The organism is Allotabrizicola aquatica (SeqCode) (genome assembly GCF_965194375.1).
Classification (GTDB): domain Bacteria; phylum Pseudomonadota; class Alphaproteobacteria; order Rhodobacterales; family Rhodobacteraceae; genus Tabrizicola_A; species Tabrizicola_A aquatica.
The window spans coordinates 136,817-153,896 of the sequence record NZ_OZ239428.1; the positions used below are offsets into that span (position 1 = coordinate 136,817).

General features: G+C 62.9%; 19 protein-coding genes. 10 read left to right on the forward strand and 9 right to left on the reverse strand.

What is annotated here, in order from left to right:
• Window positions 1–77: 77 nt before the first annotated feature.
• Together groL and AC72UB_RS13895 are read right to left on the reverse strand one after the other, a co-directional pair.
• A complete protein-coding gene (gene groL, locus AC72UB_RS13890) occupies window positions 78–1,724 on the reverse strand; it encodes a chaperonin GroEL (protein WP_463291400.1) in 1,647 nt (548 codons plus the stop codon).
• Window positions 1,725–1,800: 76 nt separating this feature from the next.
• Window positions 1,801–2,088: a co-chaperone GroES gene (locus tag AC72UB_RS13895; protein WP_463291401.1), complete on the reverse strand. Its 288-nt coding sequence runs from the start codon at window positions 2,086–2,088 to the stop codon at window positions 1,801–1,803.
• Window positions 2,089–2,302: 214 nt separating this feature from the next.
• On the opposite strand from AC72UB_RS13895, the gene AC72UB_RS13900 reads away from it, so the two are divergent.
• The 4 genes from AC72UB_RS13900 (at window position 2,303) to AC72UB_RS13915 (ending at window position 5,999) form a co-directional block, all read left to right on the forward strand.
• Complete coding sequence (locus AC72UB_RS13900; RefSeq protein ID WP_505190302.1) at window positions 2,303–3,328, forward strand: TraB/GumN family protein; 1,026 nt, start codon at window positions 2,303–2,305, stop codon at window positions 3,326–3,328.
• Window positions 3,325–4,095: an N-acyl homoserine lactonase family protein gene (locus AC72UB_RS13905; RefSeq protein ID WP_505190303.1), complete on the forward strand. Its 771-nt coding sequence runs from the start codon at window positions 3,325–3,327 to the stop codon at window positions 4,093–4,095. The genes AC72UB_RS13900 and AC72UB_RS13905 overlap by 4 nt, the downstream gene beginning before the upstream one ends.
• Entirely contained in the window at window positions 4,059–4,967 is a 909-nt protein-coding gene (locus AC72UB_RS13910; protein ID WP_505190304.1) for a DMT family transporter, read from the forward strand. The genes AC72UB_RS13905 and AC72UB_RS13910 overlap by 37 nt, the downstream gene beginning before the upstream one ends.
• Before the next feature lie 111 nt (window positions 4,968–5,078).
• Complete coding sequence (locus tag AC72UB_RS13915) at window positions 5,079–5,999, forward strand: manganese-dependent inorganic pyrophosphatase (RefSeq protein ID WP_505190305.1); 921 nt, start codon at window positions 5,079–5,081, stop codon at window positions 5,997–5,999.
• A gap of 69 nt (window positions 6,000–6,068) precedes the next feature.
• On the opposite strand, the gene AC72UB_RS13920 is transcribed toward AC72UB_RS13915, so the two are convergent.
• Window positions 6,069–6,464: a rhodanese-like domain-containing protein gene (locus AC72UB_RS13920; RefSeq protein WP_505190306.1), complete on the reverse strand. Its 396-nt coding sequence runs from the start codon at window positions 6,462–6,464 to the stop codon at window positions 6,069–6,071.
• Between the two features lie 115 nt (window positions 6,465–6,579).
• Here AC72UB_RS13920 and AC72UB_RS13925 point away from each other — a divergent pair, with 115 nt between their 5' ends.
• The 5 genes from AC72UB_RS13925 (at window position 6,580) to AC72UB_RS13945 (ending at window position 10,814) form a co-directional block, all read left to right on the forward strand.
• Window positions 6,580–7,443, forward strand: a complete 864-nt coding sequence (locus AC72UB_RS13925; protein WP_505190307.1) for a TIGR01459 family HAD-type hydrolase — start codon at window positions 6,580–6,582, stop codon at window positions 7,441–7,443.
• Window positions 7,444–7,568: 125 nt separating this feature from the next.
• The gene (locus AC72UB_RS13930; protein WP_463291408.1) at window positions 7,569–8,012 is read left to right on the forward strand and encodes a MaoC family dehydratase; all 444 of its coding nucleotides are present in this window, start codon (window positions 7,569–7,571) and stop codon (window positions 8,010–8,012) included.
• Between the two features lie 35 nt (window positions 8,013–8,047).
• A complete protein-coding gene (locus AC72UB_RS13935) occupies window positions 8,048–8,971 on the forward strand; it encodes a bifunctional riboflavin kinase/FAD synthetase (RefSeq protein WP_505190308.1) in 924 nt (307 codons plus the stop codon).
• Between the two features lie 361 nt (window positions 8,972–9,332).
• The gene (locus tag AC72UB_RS13940; RefSeq protein ID WP_505190309.1) at window positions 9,333–9,785 is read left to right on the forward strand and encodes a YcgN family cysteine cluster protein; all 453 of its coding nucleotides are present in this window, start codon (window positions 9,333–9,335) and stop codon (window positions 9,783–9,785) included.
• A complete protein-coding gene (locus tag AC72UB_RS13945) occupies window positions 9,786–10,814 on the forward strand; it encodes a threonine aldolase family protein (protein ID WP_505190310.1) in 1,029 nt (342 codons plus the stop codon).
• A gap of 70 nt (window positions 10,815–10,884) precedes the next feature.
• On the opposite strand, the gene AC72UB_RS13950 is transcribed toward AC72UB_RS13945, so the two are convergent.
• A complete protein-coding gene (locus tag AC72UB_RS13950; RefSeq protein ID WP_505190311.1) occupies window positions 10,885–11,730 on the reverse strand; it encodes an alpha/beta fold hydrolase in 846 nt (281 codons plus the stop codon).
• Complete coding sequence (locus AC72UB_RS13955) at window positions 11,731–12,327, reverse strand: 2-hydroxychromene-2-carboxylate isomerase (RefSeq protein ID WP_505190312.1); 597 nt, start codon at window positions 12,325–12,327, stop codon at window positions 11,731–11,733. It abuts the gene before it with no gap.
• Window positions 12,328–12,428: 101 nt separating this feature from the next.
• Between AC72UB_RS13955 and AC72UB_RS13960 the strand changes: the two genes are divergently transcribed.
• Window positions 12,429–13,448, forward strand: a complete 1,020-nt coding sequence (locus AC72UB_RS13960) for a ribose-phosphate pyrophosphokinase (protein ID WP_463289592.1) — start codon at window positions 12,429–12,431, stop codon at window positions 13,446–13,448.
• A 412-nt stretch (window positions 13,449–13,860) separates the two neighbouring features.
• Here the strand turns inward: AC72UB_RS13960 and AC72UB_RS13965 are convergent, their stop codons facing one another.
• The 4 genes from AC72UB_RS13965 to AC72UB_RS13980 form a co-directional block, all read right to left on the reverse strand.
• A complete protein-coding gene (locus AC72UB_RS13965; protein ID WP_505190313.1) occupies window positions 13,861–14,211 on the reverse strand; it encodes an H-type lectin domain-containing protein in 351 nt (116 codons plus the stop codon).
• Between the two features lie 111 nt (window positions 14,212–14,322).
• Window positions 14,323–14,715 carry a F0F1 ATP synthase subunit epsilon gene (locus AC72UB_RS13970; protein ID WP_463289590.1) on the reverse strand — a complete coding sequence of 131 codons (393 nt, stop codon included), beginning with the start codon at window positions 14,713–14,715 and terminating at the stop codon, window positions 14,323–14,325.
• Window positions 14,716–14,724: 9 nt separating this feature from the next.
• Window positions 14,725–16,179, reverse strand: coding sequence for a F0F1 ATP synthase subunit beta (atpD, locus tag AC72UB_RS13975; protein WP_463289589.1), 1,455 nt, complete (start codon window positions 16,177–16,179; stop codon window positions 14,725–14,727).
• Between the two features lie 18 nt (window positions 16,180–16,197).
• The gene (locus AC72UB_RS13980) at window positions 16,198–17,064 is read right to left on the reverse strand and encodes a F0F1 ATP synthase subunit gamma (protein ID WP_463289588.1); all 867 of its coding nucleotides are present in this window, start codon (window positions 17,062–17,064) and stop codon (window positions 16,198–16,200) included.
• Window positions 17,065–17,080: the final 16 nt, after the last annotated feature.

The window sequence follows — 17,080 nt, forward strand, 5'->3', positions numbered from 1 at the left end:
CTGTCCTAACATGGTGGTGCGAATGAAAAAGGGCGGCCACTAAGGGCCGCCCTTTTCTTATCATGCCGGTGGGCAGATTACATCATGCCATCCATGCCGCCCATGCCGCCCATGCCGCCGCCAGCGCCGCCTGCGGCCTTGTCAGCCGGACGGTCTGCGATCATGCATTCGGTGGTGATCAGGAGCGAAGCCACCGAAGCGGCGTCTTCCAGAGCAGTGCGGGTCACTTTGGCCGGGTCGATGACGCCAAACTTGAACATGTCGCCATATTCTTCGGTCTGGGCGTTGAAGCCAAAGTTCTTGTCTTTCGACTCGCGGACTTTGCCAGCAACCACAGCCCCATCAACGCCCGCGTTCTGGGCGATCTGGCGCAGCGGTGCTTCGAGCGCGCGGCGAACGATGTTGATGCCGTTGGTCTGATCGGAGTTTGCCCCGGTCATGCCTTCCAGCACTTTGCCAGCCTGGATCAGAGCGACGCCGCCGCCGACCACGATGCCTTCTTGCACGGCGGCGCGGGTGGCGTTCAGCGCGTCATCAACGCGGTCCTTACGCTCTTTCACTTCGACTTCGGTCATGCCACCGACGCGGATGACGGCAACGCCGCCCGCCAGCTTGGCCACACGCTCTTGCAGCTTTTCGCGGTCGTAGTCCGAGGTGGTTTCCTCGATCTGGGCGCGGATCTGGCCGACGCGGGCTTCGATCTCGGCCTTGACGCCAGCGCCATCAACGATGGTGGTGTTGTCTTTGGTGATCGAGACTTTCTTGGCGCGGCCCAGCATGTCGATGGTCACCGATTCCAGCTTCATGCCGAGATCGTCGGAGATCACCTGACCACCGGTCAGGATCGCGATGTCCTGCAGCATGGCCTTGCGACGGTCGCCGAAGCCCGGTGCCTTGACGGCAGCGATCTTGAGGCCACCGCGCAGCTTGTTGACGACGAGCGTGGCCAGAGCCTCGCCTTCGACGTCTTCAGCGACGATGATCAGCGGGCGCTGCGACTGGATCACGGCTTCCAGCAAGGGAACCATCGGCTGCAGCGACGAGAGTTTCTTTTCGTGCAGCAGGATGTAGGCGTCTTCCAAGTCGGCAATCATCTTGTCGGCGTTGGTGACGAAGTAGGGCGAGAGGTACCCACGGTCGAACTGCATGCCTTCGACAACGGTGGTTTCGGTCTCAAGACCCTTGTTTTCTTCGACGGTGATCACACCTTCGTTGCCGACTTTCTGCATCGCGTCAGCGATCTGGCGGCCGATTTCGGCTTCGCCGTTGGCCGAGATGGTGCCGACTTGCGCGACTTCAGCCGAGTCTTTGACCGGGCGCGAAGCTGCCTTGATGGCGGCCACGACTTTGGTGGTCGCCATGTCGATGCCGCGCTTGAGGTCCATCGGGTTCATGCCCGCGGCCACGGCTTTCATGCCTTCTTTGACGATGGCTTGGGCCAGAACGGTGGCGGTGGTGGTGCCGTCACCCGCTTCGTCATTGGTGCGGGAAGCGACTTCCTTCACCATTTGTGCGCCCATGTTCTCGAACTTGTCAGCCAGTTCGATTTCTTTGGCGACGGTCACGCCGTCCTTGGTGATGCGCGGTGCGCCAAAGGACTTGTCGATCACCACGTTGCGGCCTTTGGGGCCGAGGGTAACCTTCACAGCGTCGGCAAGGATGTTGACGCCGCGCAGCATGCGGTCGCGGGCATCGGTGTCAAAACGTACTTCTTTCGCTCCCATGGGGGAAACTCCTGTCTAAGATGTTGAAAAGGAAAGCGGTCCCGTAGGGTGCGCATTTATTGCGCACCGCCGGTCCTTAGGAGATGATCCCGAGGATATCGCTTTCTTTCATGATCAGCAGATCTTCGCCGTCAAGTTTGACTTCAGTGCCCGACCATTTGCCGAACAAGATCTTGTCGCCAGCTTTGACCGACGGTGCGATCAGCTCGCCGCTGTCCTTGCGGGCGCCGGGGCCTGCCGAGACAACCATACCCTCTGCGGGCTTTTCTTTGGCGGAATCGGGGATGATCAGCCCGCCCTTGGTTTTATCTTCGCTTTCGATGCGACGGACCAAAACGCGGTCGTGAAGCGGTGTGAATGCCATCTGGTAACACTCCCTTAGGTTTCCAGGTTTGATTGGGATTAGCACTCAGCAAGGGTGAGTGCTAACGAGGCTTGAGTTAGGCACTTGGAGGGCCACTGTCAACGGCAGGGATGCGAAATTTTCTTGACGCCGGTGCCCGGCTTGGCCCTTGGCCGGTGGGGCGGGGCGTGCCAGTCTGTGGGGATTGGCGGTTTTCGATTTGAGTGAGCGATTGATGTTGCAAGGTTTTGCGCGGATGGCCGCTGTTTCTTGGCTGTATGTGCCGGTGATTGCCGGGTTTTTAGGGCTGGCTGGGCCGGCCTTTGGCAGTTGCGCCGGGCGCAATTTGATTGATGCCCTGCCCGAGCCTGACCGGCAGGCCTTGTTTGAGCGCGCCCATGCGGTGCCCTTTGCCCAAGGAAACCTGTGGCGCGCAAGGCGGGAGGGGGAGGAGATCACGCTGGTTGGCACGCTGCACATGGACGATTCGCGCCATGATGCGACGATGGCGGCGCTGGGGCCCGCGATTGCGGCGGCCAAGGTTGTGCTGGTTGAGGCGGGGCCTGAGGAGATAGCCGCGCTGCAAAGCCGGTTGGCGCGCGACCCGGCGTTGATGGTGCAGGTCGATGGCCCCACCCTGCCCGAGCGGCTGACGCCCGAGATGTGGGACAAGCTGGCAGGCGCGATGCGGGCGCGCGGGGTGCCGCCCTTTATGGCGGCCAAGTTGCAGCCTTGGTATCTGTCGATGATCCTGTCGATCCCGCCCTGTGCCTTGGAGGCCATGGGCGAGGATCGCGGCCTTGATGCGCGGGTGATCGAGGCGGCTGAGGCACGCGGTCTGCCGGTGCGGGCGCTGGAGCCTTATGACACGGTGTTTTCGGTGTTCGACAAGATGTCGGATGCCGATCAGTTGTCGATGATCACCTCAAGCCTTGCGATAGAGGATCGGTCCGAGGACATGTCCTCGACCCTGATCGACAGCTATTTCGACGAAGAGGCGCGGGTGATCTGGGAGTTCAGCCGCGCGGTGGCGCTGACGATCCAGGGCTATAGCGCCGAGCGGGTGGACCGCGAATTCGCGCTGATGGAAGAGGCGCTGATGGTGCGGCGCAATCAGGATTGGATCCCGGTCTTGACACGGGCGGCTGCCGATGGTCCGGTGCTGGCGGCCTTCGGGGCGTTGCACCTGTCGGGCGATCAAGGGGTTTTGGCTTTGTTGCAGGCCGAAGGTTTCACGCTGGAAAGGCTGCCGTTTCGATGACCCCTGCCAAAGACCTGTCCAGCCAGCGGCTGATCCGTCTGACAGTGCTGGATTTTGGTCTGTTTGATGTGGGCCCCGGAAAGCGGGTGATTGGCATCCCGGGATTTCTGTTGGAAACCGAGGATGGGCAGGGATCGGGGGCGAAGATCCTTTTCGACACCGGATTTGACCCGGCCTATGCCACCGCGCCCGAGGCGACGGCGGCGCGCGATGGGCTTGCGAGTTTCGGGGTTCTGGTGGGATTTGGGCCCGTGCAGACCGCCGCAGGGCAGTTGGCAAAGCTGGGTCTGACGGCGGCGGATATCAGCCATGTGATCCTGAGCCATGGCCACATTGACCATGTGGGCAGTCTGCCGCTTTTTGCCCATGCCGAGATGATCCTGACCGCGACCGAACGGGCCGATCCGAAACCGTGCTATTTCGGGACCGTGCAGCCGATGGCGTGGCCCGAGGCGCGCTATCGGACCCTCACCGAGGAGACACAGCTCTGCCACGGGATCACCCTGATCCCGACGCCCGGCCATACGGCGGGGCATCTGTCGGCGCTGCTGGCGCTGCCTGATGGGCGGCAGGTGCTGCTCGCCGCCGATGCGATCAACCGGATTTCGGAACCTGATGAGGGCTTTGCCGATGCCCGCGATCCCGGCGCGGCGATGGAAAGCTATCACCGCCTCATGGCGCATGTGGCGGCCACAGGGGCCACGGTGATTTACGGCCATGAGCCGAGCCAATGGGCCGGGCTGCCCAAAGCGCCGGTGGCCTTTTGATGGACCGCAGCGCGCTGATCCTTCTCTTCGGGGCCACCCTTGCGTGGAGCACATCGGGGCTGTTTGCGCGGTCGATTCCGCTCGACACCCCGACGGTGATCTTGTGGCGTGGGCTTTTTGGCGCGGCGGGTCTGGTGCTGACGCTTTTGTGGATGAAGGGCCCCGCCGGATTTGCCGATTTCACCCGGCTCGGGCGGGCGGGTTGGCTTTATGCGCTGATGTCGGGCATCGGGATGCTGTTCTTTGTCGGTGCGCTGAAGGCGACCACCATTGCCAATGTGGCGATCATTTACGCGACTGTGCCTTTTGCCGCCGCCGGCCTTGGCTGGCTGGTGCTGCGCGAGGTGCCGTCGCGGGTGGCGATCTATGCCTCGACCTTGGCGCTGGTGGGCGCGGTGATCATGGTGGGCTTGGGCGGCGATGGGCGCTGGCAGGGCGATCTGATGGCGGTGGGGATGGTGCTGGCCATGGCCGCGATCATCGTGATTGCCCGCGCCCGGCCCGAGATGCCAGCCTTGGCGGCGGGGACAATCTCGGCGATTTGGGCGCCCTTGGCCTGTTTGCCCTTTGCCACGATGGTGGGCGTGACGCCGGGCAATGTCGCGCTGATGGCGGCCTTTGGGCTGGTGAATTCCACCCTTGGATTTGCGCTGTTTGTTTATGGCTCGCGCCGTGCGGCCCCGGTGGTGACCGGGCTGATGGGGGCTTTGGAGACGCCGCTGACGCCCTTGTGGGTTTGGCTGATCTTTGCCGAAACCCCTTCGGCTGCGACGCTGGCCGGAGGGGCGGTCGTGATGCTGGCGGTGGGCTGGTTCATCGTGGTGGAAAGCCGCAGGCCTGCACCGCCGAATCCCCCGGCGCACCCCAGTTGATCCAGCTGTTGCTGCAACGCAGCATTCCGCCCCTAACCCGCCCCGCCCCCCGTGACAAAGCCCGCGCCCGCGCCTATAAGCCGGGCCAAATCGCAACCCATAGGCAGTTCCATGACCACGCTTGTTTTCGGCCACAAATCCCCTGACACCGACTCCACCGGATCACCCATCATCTGGGCTTGGTATTTGAACGAAGTGAAGGCCACCAAGGCCGAAGCCGTGCTTCTGGGTGAGCCGAACACTGAGGCCAATTTCGTGGTCAAGTATTGGGCTTGCCCGAAGCCGCGCATCGTGACCGAGATTGCCGATGGCACCAAGGCGGTGATCGTCGACACCAACAACCCGGCCGAGCTGCCCGCCAACGTCAACGCGCTGGATGTGGTGGCGATCATCGACCACCACAAGCTGGTGGGGGGCTTGGAGACCAAAGGCGTTATCGACATCACCATTCGCCCGCTGGCCTGCACCGCGACCTTGATGCATGACCTGATGGGTGCCGATGCGGCGAAGATGCCGAAATGGGTCAAGGGGTTGATGCTGTCGTGCATCTTGTCGGACACGCTGGAATTCCGCTCACCCACGACCACGGCGCATGACAAGGCGCTGGCCGAGGCGCTTGCCAAGGATCTGGGCCTGTCGATTGCGGACTATGCGGCGAAGCTTTTTGAGGCCAAGTCGGATGTTGGCGCGTTCTCGGACGCGGAGCTTCTGCGGATGGATTCCAAGGAATACACCGTCGCGGGCAAGGAGCTGCGCGTCTCGGTGCTGGAGACCACTGCGCCGAAGGTTGTTCTGGACCGCAAGGCGAGCCTGATGAATTCGATGGTGGGCGTGGCGAAAGAGGACGGGGCCGATCAGGTTTTGCTCTTTGTCATCGACATTCTGAAGGAAGAGGCCACGCTTTTGGTGCCGAACGATCTGGTGAAGTCGCTGGCTGAGGCGTCGTTTGGGGTGAAGGTCACCGGCGATACCGTGGTGATCCCCGGCCTGATGAGCCGCAAGAAGCAGATCATCCCGGCACTGAAGCTGTAAGACCGCTGAGATTTCGTCGAAGATTAGATGAGGCCGGGTCTTGCGCCCGGCCTTTTTATTTGCGGGCGCTTAGGGCGCGGGCACTGGGCTGTAGCCGCCCTGCACCACCGCGATCATCCCGCCATCCACCGAGATGATGCGGTTGGCAATGACGCCCGCCAAAGCATCGGCCGCAGCCGCCGTGCGCCGACCTGACCGGCAAACGAGGATCAAATCGCGGCCCGAGGCCAAGTCTGGGCCGAGCGCGGCCAGAAAGCTTTCGGCCCCGTCAAAGGTGACCAGCCGCGCGCCTTCGATGACGCCGCTTTCGGCCCATTCCTCGGGCGTACGGATGTCGACGATCAGCCCGCCATTGGCCTGCATATCCGCCACCGCCATCGCCTGAGTGGCAAAGGTTTCCGCCCGCGCCACTCCGGCAAAGGGCAAGAGCGCAAGGCCGATCAACAGCGGACGTCTTGATGTCATGGGATGCTTCCTTTCAAATTCACATTTTCATATATGATTGCGCCGCCCCCTGCAACGCGTGATTTGCACCGCCGCCCGTGCCATGCCACAAGCGGCGAAACCACCGGAGGCCGCCATGACCGAGATCATTCCGTCGCTTGCCAGCATCGCCGCGCGCTATGACGCGGTGTTTTGTGATTTGTGGGGCTGTCTGCACAATGGCAAGACCCCCTACCCCGCCGCTGTGGCCGCGTTGCAGGGGTTTCGCGCCGGGGGGGGCAAGGTGGCGCTGGTGACCAATGCGCCGCGCCCCCATGCCGCGGTGATCGCCCAGTTGGACCGCATGAGCGTGCCGCGCGATGCCTGGGATCTGGTGGTATCTTCCGGCGATGCAGCGCAGACGGCGATGCTGCAAGGCGCGGTGGGCCAAAAGGTGTTTCACATCGGGGCGGTCAAGGATGAGGATTTCTTTACGATGCTGCCCGAAGGTGCCGTTGCGCCGGAACGGGTGGGGATGCTGGAGGCTGAGGGCATTGTCTGCACCGGGCTTGAGGATGATCTGACCGAGACGCCCGCCGACTATCGCGCCCAGCTGTTGCTGGGCAAGACGCGGGGGTTGCCGATGCTTTGTGCCAACCCCGATATCATCGCGGATCTGGGCGACAAGCGGCTCTACTGTGCGGGCGCGCTGGCGGGGGCCTATGAGGATATGGGCGGCACGGCCTTGTATTTCGGCAAGCCCCATCCGCCGATTTATGATCTGGCCCGGGCAAGGCTGGGGCTGCAAAGCGACGAGGCGCGGATCTTGTGCATTGGGGATGGCATCGGCACCGATGTGGCGGGCGGCATTGCCGAGGGTTTGGACACGCTCTTTATCACCGCCGGGCTTGCCGCAGATCAGTTCGGCCCCGATCCTGCCACCCCGGATGCAGGCCTGTTGACCGATTGGTTGGCTGAGCGGCAGATTTATCCGACCTTTGCGATGGGGTTTCTGGGCTGACCGCAGCCCCCTCGTGTAACAAAATTGCGCCTTAAGTCGCAATCAAGACCGAAAACTGCGCGGGGATGTTGTTCCGCAACGCAGCATCGCCTATGCTGCGGGGCGACATGAACGGGAATCACCTCATGCTGGACAATATGCCCCGCGGCACGATCTGCATCGAAGACCTTGAGATTGGCATGACGCGCAATCTGCGCAAGCTTGTCACCGATCGGGATATTGAGCTCTTTGCAGAGGTTTCGACCGACCGCAATCCGGTGCATCTGGATGATGCCTATGCCCAAGACACCATCTTTCAGGGTCGCATTGCCCATGGGATGCTGACGGCTGGGCTGATTTCGGCGGTGATTGGTGAGCAATTGCCCGGTCATGGCACGGTCTATCTGGGCCAAAGCCTGAAGTTCATGGCCCCCGTGCGCCCCGGCGATACGGTGGAGGCGGTGGTGAAGGTCACTGCCATTGATCACGCGCGTCGGCGGGTGACCCTTGAAACCCATTGTGCAGTGGGCGATACGGTGGTTCTGAAAGGTGAGGCGCTGGTTCTGGCGCCCAGCCGCAAGTTCGACTGACAGACGGGCGGGGCCTCCCCGTCGCACGGGGCAAGATGCAGGTTTTCAAGCACTGGAATGACATTCCGGCAGGGGCGCGGGGCGCTTCTGTGGCAATGGGCAATTTCGACGGGGTTCATTTGGGCCACCAGTCGGTGATCAGCCTTGCCCGCCGGGATGCGCCTTTGGGCATTGTCACCTTTGAACCCCACCCGCGCGAGTTTTTCTCGCCCGGCGCGGCGCCGTTCCGGCTGATGAATGCCGAGGCGCGGGCCAATCGGTTGGCCAAGATGGGGGTCGAGCGGCTGTTTGAGCTGCCCTTTGATGCCACGATGGCGGGGCTGTCGCCCGAGGCCTTTGCCCTTGAGGTTCTGGCCGAAGGTTTGGGCGTAAGCCATGTCGTTGTGGGGGCGGATTTCTGCTTTGGTGCTGGGCGCAAGGGCAAGGCGGCGGATCTCGTGGCCATGGGGCAGGAGATGGGCTTTGCGGTGACCATCGCGGATTTGGTCCAGCATGGCAGCCGGGAAATCTCCTCCACCGCGATCCGCCAAGCCTTGGCCGTTGGCAACCCGCGCGAGGCGGCGGCGATGCTGGGGCACTGGCACCGGATTGAGGGAGAGGTCATCCACGGCGAAAAGCGGGGCCGCGAGTTGGGGTATCCCACCGCCAATATGAGCGTGGCGGGTCTGCATTTGCCGCGGTTTGGGGTCTATGCGGTGAAGGTGGATGTGCTGAGCGGGCCGCAGACGGGCAGCTATCTGGGGGCGGCGAGCCTTGGGGTGCGGCCGCAGTTTGGCGGCGCGGTGCCGAACCTTGAGACCTTTCTCTTTGACTTTAAGGGCGATCTTTACGGCCATCACCTGTCGGTCGCCCTGGTGGACTATCTGCGCCCCGAGATGAAGTTTGACGGGTTGCAGGGGTTGTTGGACCAGATGGCCGCCGATTGCGACAAAGCGCGCGGGATTTTGGCAGGGGTTTGAGGGGCGGGCCCCAGACGCCCCCCACCCCCAGCCCCTCCTCACGAGGGAAGTATCGCCAACACAGGGCCGTGCCCGACCTCGGGATGGCGCGCCGAAGTTGGTTCTAGGCGCTTTATGGGTCAAGTTCTTCCCCAGAGTTTCTGCTGGCAACCGTTGCAAACGCGCCCTCCCGGGGGGAGGTCGGGCCATGCCATTGGTTTCTCGAACCAATGGCGCAACCAATGGCATACCCGGCGGGCTTCGCCCTTGATTCCGGGCAAAGTAGAAAGAGTTTTGCCCTGACTTGGTTTCTGAGCTTTAGCAATAACCGCCCCCCACATCCCCCCTTCCCTTTTCCCCCGCCAAAGGCCAGTTTGCCGCCATGGAAAATCTGCGCCCCCGGTTTTGGGAAACCATCCCGCTGAAGAAAATGACCGCCCCCGAATGGGAGGCCTTGTGCGACGGCTGCGGCAAGTGCTGCCTGAACAAGATCGAATATGAGGACACGGGCGAGGTGGAATACACCCGCGTTGCCTGTCGGCTGTTGGATGATGCGACCTGTCGCTGCGGCGATTATGCCAACCGCTTTGCCCATGTGCCGGAATGCATCCGGCTGAACCCGAAAACCATTCCGCGCATTGCCTATTGGCTGCCCGCGACCTGCGCCTACAAGCTGTTGCACAATGGCAAACCGTTGCCCGAATGGCACCCGCTGGTCACGGGCGATCCGCTTTCCACGCATAAATCCGGCAATTCCATGCGCAACAAGACGGTGTCCGAGGCGGCGGTGTCGGAGGACGACTGGGACGATTACGTGTTTCAGGAGGACATCTGAATGTGGTTCACATCGGACAATGCGAGCGGGGCCGCGCCTGAGGTGATGGCGGCGGTGACGGCGGCCAATGCGGGCTATGCGCGCAGCTATGGCGCCGATCCCTTCATGGACCGGGCGCGCGACCAGATCCGCGAGATTTTCGAGGCGCCTGAGGCGGCGGTTTATCTGGTGGCCACGGGCACCGTGGCCAATGCGCTGGCGCTGTCGCTTTTGACGCCGCCTTGGGGCGCGGTGTTTTGCCACCAGCATGCCCATATCGCCGAGGATGAATGCGGCGCGCCGGAGTTTTACATGCATGGTGCAAAGCTGGCGCTGGTGCATGGTGCGCATGGGCGGATGGACCCGGCGGCGCTCGAGGCGGCGATCGTCAAGGCCAAGGGTGGAGGCGTGCATGGGGTGCAGGCCGCTGCGGTGTCGATCACCAATGTGACTGAGGCGGGCACGGTTCATTCTGTGGCAGAGGTGGCGGCCTTGGCCGGGGTGGCGCGGGCGCATGGCCTGCCCGTGCATCTGGATGGCGCGCGCTTTGCCAATGCGCTGGTGGCCACGGGCGCCACGGCGGCCGAAATGACGTGGAAAGCGGGCGTGGATGTGGTGTCCTTTGGCGGCACCAAGAACGGCTGCATGGGGGTCGAGGCCGTGGTGATCTTTGACCCGGCCAAAGCTTGGGAGTTTGAGCTGCGGCGCAAGCGCGGCGGGCATCTCTTCTCAAAGCACCGGTTCTTGTCGGCGCAGATGGTGGGATATCTGGAAGATGGGCTGTGGCTGCGGCTCGCGGCCCATGCCAATGCCATGGGCGCGCGGCTGGTGCGCGGTTTGGCGCAGATGCCCGATGTCAGCCTTGTGCACCCGGCGGAGGCAAATATCCTGTTTCCCGAATGGGCGGTGGGCACCCATGCACGGCTTGAGGCGGCGGGCGCGGCCTATTACCCCTTCCCGGCCCCCATGGGGCGCGAGCGGGCGCGGTTGGTCGCCAGTTGGTCGACGACCGAGGCCGATGTGGATCAGTTCTTGGCAGCGCTGCGCTGACGGCACCTCCGCGTCGACGTCGTCGCTCGTCGGGAGGTCTCGACGAGACGCCGAAGGCGGTCGAGGAGGGTCAGCTGAGCGCGAGATGGGCGGTCGTCAGCTGTGCCAGATCATCCGCATGGGTCAAGGGCAGCATATGCCCAGCCCCGGCCACGCTGGCGCAGTGGGCGTTCGGCAGGCGGCGGGCGAGTTCGGCGTGATTGGCTGCGATGATCGCCGGGCTGAGCGCACCTTCGACCAAAAGAACCGGCACGCGCAGAGCCTCGAGCCCGCCCGCGCGCAAAAGGCCCTTGCTGTCGTCCAAAAGTACGGCGTTTTGCGCCGGGATCAGGTGGATGCGGTCGATGATATAGTCGCGGGCGCGATCGGGCAGGCTTTCCAAAGGCTCGCCCGTGCCCCAAAGCCCGTGGAAGAGCCGTGCGGCACCCAGACGATCGCCTGAGCACATAAGCCGGGCAACGCCGAGATGTTCGTCTTGAAACGCCGTCCAAGCCTTGGCCCCGGCGGCGCGGGCGGCGGCGAAGATCACGGGTTCAACCAGCATCAGGCTGCGCACGAGGTCAGGCCGGGTCAGCACCACGCGCAAGGCCACCGTGCCGCCGAAGGAATGGCCAAAGATGTCGATGGGCGCGCCCTGCCCCAAAGCCTCGGCCATTGCGATGGCATCGGCGGTGGCGGCGTCGTGGAGATCGGTCACGCCATCCCAATCGGGCGCGCGACCGTGGCCGATCTGGTCAAAGCCCGTGAGGGTAAGGTTCGTCAGCCGCTCTGCCAGACCTGACCACGCCCCGGCATGGGCGAGGCTGCAATGCAGTGCCAAAACCGGGCGGTCACCGCCGCGTGGCCAGTGCCGATGCGGGGGCAGCGGGTGGGCGTTGGCGGTAAAGGGCGTCAAAGGGCGAGAGGCGTCGAACATTCAGAGCTTTCCAGCGAGGTGCAGTTCGAGATCGTCCAACCGGTCCTGACCCCAAAATTTCTGCTCGCCTATCACAAAAAACGGCACGCCGAAAACCCCACGTGAGACGGCATCTTCGAGATTAGCGGCATAGGCTTCGGCCGCCATCAGCATGCCCCGGTCGGCGGTGCCCGCGTCAAAGCCATGGGCCACGAGGGCGGCGCGGATCACCTCATCATCCGAGATATCGCGCCCCTCGGCCCACATGGCGCGGGAGAGGGCAACGACCAGTCCGGCCAGATCGCCGCCGCCGACGGCTTGGGCCGCGATCACCGCGTAGGCCGCCGGTGCTGGGTTGGATGCTGCAAACATCGGCTGGGGGTCAAAAGGTAGGCCAAGCTTGCGCGCCTGCCGCGCGCGGTCTTGCGCGGAATACTCGTTGCGCGAAGGATGGCGTTCGGCGCGGACCTTGCCGCCGGTGCGGGGGAAGAGTTGCGCGGCGTCCAAGGGCTTGTAGACCACGGTCGCGCCGTGGCGGGCCGCAATTTCGGCCGGCCGGGTGCCCGCAAGATAGACATAAGGCGATTGGAGCGCCAAGAAGTAATCAATATGCGCCAATTCTATACCCTTTCGTGCGGTGAACTTTCCCAAAACCTAACCCGGTGGTAAGCGGTGTCAACGTCACGATTCCCGTGCGAATCCCTTGCCGAAGGTGCCCCATGCCGCCGATCAACGAACCGAAGCTTATCTCGGGCAATGCCAACCTCTCATTGGCTAAGGGCATCGCCCGGCGCATGTCGATGCACCGGGGGATGAGCGTCAATCTGGTGGATGCGCGGGTGGAGCGTTTTAACGATGGCGAGGTCTTCGTTGAGGTGTTCGAAAACGTGCGGGGGGAGGATATGTATATCATCCAGCCCACCTCGTCGCCGGCGAATGACAACCTGATGGAACTGCTCATCATGTGTGACGCGCTGCGCCGGTCAAGCGCGGACCGCATCACCGCCGTGATCCCCTATTTCGGTTATGCCCGCCAAGACCGCCGCGCCAAGGCGCGTACGCCGATCTCGGCCAAGCTGGTGGCAAACTTGCTGACCGAGGCTGGGGTGGACCGGGTGCTGACGCTGGATCTGCATGCGGCGCAGATTCAGGGGTTCTTTGATATTCCGGTGGACAACCTTTATGCCAGCCCGGTCTTTGCCTTGGACATTGAGCACCATTTCAAGGACCAGATGCATGATCTGATGGTGGTCTCGCCAGACGTCGGCGGCGTGGCACGGGCGCGGGAACTGGCCAAGCGGATCAACGCGCCTTTGGCCATTGTTGACAAGCGCCGCGAAAAGGCGGGCGAAGTCGCTGGCATGACGGTGATCGGCGATGTGTCGGGCAAGAAGTGCATCATTGTGGATGACATCTGCGACACCGCTGGCACGCTGTGCAAGGCGGCCGAGGTCTTGTTGGAGAACGGCGCGACCGAGGTGCATTCCTATATCACCCATGGCGTGCTGTCGGGCCCTGCGGTGGAGCGGGTGACAAACTCGGTGATGAAATCGCTGGTCATCACGGATTCGATTGAGCCGACGGAGGCGGTGAAGAACTGCCCCAATATCCGCATCGTGCCCACCGCGCCGATCTTTGGTCAGGCGATCTTGAACATCTGGGGCGGCATGTCGGTGTCGAGCCTCTTTGAAACGGACACGCTGGTGCCGATTTATGAAGGGTTCTACCCGCGGGGGTGAGGGGTGTCCTGACGGAGGGCATTTTTCGAGGCCGACCTTTTCAAGGGGTTGGCTTGGGCGGATTCAGGAATTGTTAAGGTTTGGGCGGGTTCTACGGGCATTTGGCTGTGGGCAAGCCAACTGTGCCCAAGCCCGTTCGGCGAGGTGTGGCGACCGGCAGCTTCGCGGACGAAGTGGTCATTGACCGGATCCAACACAGGGCCGCGCCCGACCTCGGGACGGCGCGCCGACAAAAGTTCTAGGCACTTTATGGTTCCAGTTCTTCCCCCGAATTTCTGCTGGCACCCGTTGCAGACGCGCCCTCCCAGGGGGAGGTCGGGCGCGGCCCGGCGGCGCATCCGCGCCTTGATTCCGGGCAAAAGAAGGCAGGCGGACTAACGTCCGCTCTGGGCTCAAACCTGCCATTTCCCGCTCACATCACATCCCAATCCTCTTCATCCCGGACAGCCCCAATCGCGGTCCAGTCGGCGCGGATGCGGGCGACGCGAGTGTCGGCCCAGGTGCGGAACACCAGATGAAAGCCCTTGGCGGTGATCTTTTCCGCCGTGAGGTCGGCGCGGGCGTTGTGGGCGTGGTCGGTGTCCCACATGGAAATGGCGAGCATAACGGCCGGCGGTTCGGTGAAGGGCGGCTTGAAGGTGATGACGTGGCGGCTTTCGCGGTCGCCCTGCCCCGTCCACATCACACCGCCATCGGCATAATCGGAAAACAGCACGCGGCTGCCTTGCAGGATGCCGACCCGGCCTGCGGAAATGCGTTTCATAAAATGCCTCATCGTCCTTTCGGCCAGTCTAAGCACAAAACAGCCGAAAGATTCCAGAAAATGAAAAGGCCCCGGACGAACCGGGGCCTTTTGAACAGATAAGGACCGAGATTACTGCGCGACCGAGGCGCGCAGAGCCACCAGATCGGCCATCGCCTTGTCGGCGGCGTCCTTGTCCGAAGCGACAGCGGTCGCCTCGCTGGCGTCGGCGATCAGTTGCTCCATCAGCGCGGGCGTCATGTCATCCATCGCCACAGCGCGTTCGGCCAGAACCGACACACCGGTGGCGGAGATTTCCGCGAAACCGCCGGTCACGACATAGGCCTTGGTGCCTTCGGACGAGACCGCCTTCAGAATGCCAGGGCGCAGCGTGGTGATGGTGGGGGCATGCCCCTCCATCGCCGTCAGGTCGCCGTCGGCGCCCGGGATCTGCACCTCGGACGCCTTGACCGAAGCCAAACGACGTTCCGGCGAGACGAGATCGAATTGCAGGGTGCCTGCCATGATCCCCCCTTACGCCGCAGCCGCAGCGAGTTTCTGGGCCTTGGCTTTCACTTCTTCGATGTCGCCGACCATGTAGAAGGCCGCTTCGGGCAGGTGGTCATATTCACCGGCCACAACCGCCTTGAACGAGGCGATCGTCTTGTCCAGGGGAACCTGCACACCGTCCGAGCCGGTGAAGACTTTTGCCACGTCGAACGGCTGCGACAGGAAGCGCTGGATCTTCCGGGCACGGGCCACGGTCAGTTTGTCTTCTTCGCTCAGTTCGTCCATGCCGAGGATGGCGATGATGTCCTGCAGCGACTTGTAGCGCTGGAGGATCCCCTGCACCGAACGGGCCACGTCATAGTGGTCCTGACCGATGACGGCCGGGTCCAACAGACGCGAGGTCGAGTCGAGCGGGTCCACGGCCGGGTAGATGCCGAGTTCCGAGATCGCACGCGACAGAACGGTGGTGGCGTCGAGGTGGGCGAACGAGGTGGCCGGCGCGGGGTCGGTCAAGTCGTCGGCCGGAACGTAGATGGCCTGCACCGAGGTGATCGAGCCAGCTTTGGTCGAGGTGATGCGTTCCTGCAGCGCGCCCATGTCGGTGGCCAGCGTCGGCTGGTAGCCCACGGCGGACGGGATACGACCCAGAAGTGCGGACACTTCGGAACCGGCTTGGGTGAAGCGGAAGATGTTGTCGACGAAGAACAGAACATCGGTTCCGGACTGGTCGCGGAACTGTTCGGCCAAGGTCAGACCGGTCAGAGCGACGCGGGCACGTGCGCCCGGCGGTTCGTTCATCTGGCCGTAGACAAGGGCCACTTTCGAAGCGGTCAGGTCATCAATCTTGATAACGCCGGATTCGATCATTTCGTGATAGAGGTCGTTGCCTTCACGGGTCCGTTCACCAACGCCTGCGAACACCGAATAGCCCGAGTGCACTTTGGCGATGTTGTTGATGAGTTCCATGATGAGAACGGTCTTGCCCACGCCGGCGCCGCCGAAGAGGCCGATCTTACCGCCCTTGGCGTAGGGTGCCAGAAGGTCGATCACCTTGATCCCGGTCACGAGGACCTGAGATTCGGTGGCCTGCTCCGAGAAGGACGGGGCTTTTTGGTGGATGGCGCGGTATTCTTTCGCCACGACCGGGCCCTTTTCGTCCACCGGCTCGCCGATGACGTTCAGGATGCGGCCAAGGGTGGCGTCGCCCACCGGAACCGAGATCGGCGCGCCGGTGTCGGACACGCCTGCACCGCGAACCAGACCTTCGGTCGCGTCCATGGCGATGGTGCGCACTGTGTTTTCGCCAAGGTGCTGGGCCACTTCGAGAACCAGCTTCTTGCCGTTGTTGTCGGTGATCAGCGCGTTCAAAATCGCGGGCAGCGCGCCTTCGAATTTCACGTCAACCACGGCGCCGATGACCTGGGTCACCTTGCCGGCGGCGGTGGCCGCTGCAGCAGTCGCTTTCGTTGCTCTTGCCATTTACGTTTCTCCGGTTCGTCAGAGCGCTTCCGCGCCCGAAATGATTTCGATAAGCTCTTTGGTGATCGCAGCCTGACGCGAGCGGTTGTAGATCGTCGTGTACTTGGTGATCATTTCGCCTGCGTTGCGGGTCGCGTTGTCCATGGCGGACATCCGCGCGCCCTGCTCGGAGGCGCCATTTTCCAACAGAGCCGTGAAGACCTGCGTGGCCAAACCCCGCGGCAGAAGGTCCATCAGGATGGCTTCTTCGCTGGGTTCATAGTCGTACTGAGCCGCCGCACCCGCATCTTCGAACACGGCAGGGATGACCTGCTGTGCGGTCGGGATCTGAGAGATGACCGACTGGAAGCGGTTGAAGAACAGCGTGACCACATCGCATTCGCCAGCTTCAAAGCGGGCGAGGATGTCGCGGGCGATGGTCTGGGCATTGGCATAGCCAACACGCTTCACTTCGCTCAGATCGACATGGCCCACGAAATGCGCGCCAAGGTCGCGGCGCAGCTGTTCGCGGCCTTTTTTGCCGACGGTCAGGATCTTCACCGTCTTGCCAGCGGCCAATAGCTCAATCGCTTTGGCGCGGGCAAGGCGGACGATGGTCGAGTTAAAGCCACCGCACAGCCCGCGTTCCGCGGTCATGACGACCAGAAGATGCACCTTGTCCGAGCCGTTGCCGACCAGAAGTTTCGGTGCGCTTTCCGATTTGCCAACGCCGGCCGCAAGGCCCGCCATCACGGCGGACATGCGTTCAGCGTAGGGACGGGCAGCCTCGGCGGCATCCTGCGCACGGCGCAGTTTTGCCGCAGAGACCATCTGCATCGCTTTGGTGATCTTACGCGTGTTTTTGACACTCGCGATCTTGTTTTTTAGGTCCTTAAGGCTGGGCATGTGCCTTCTCCTTCAG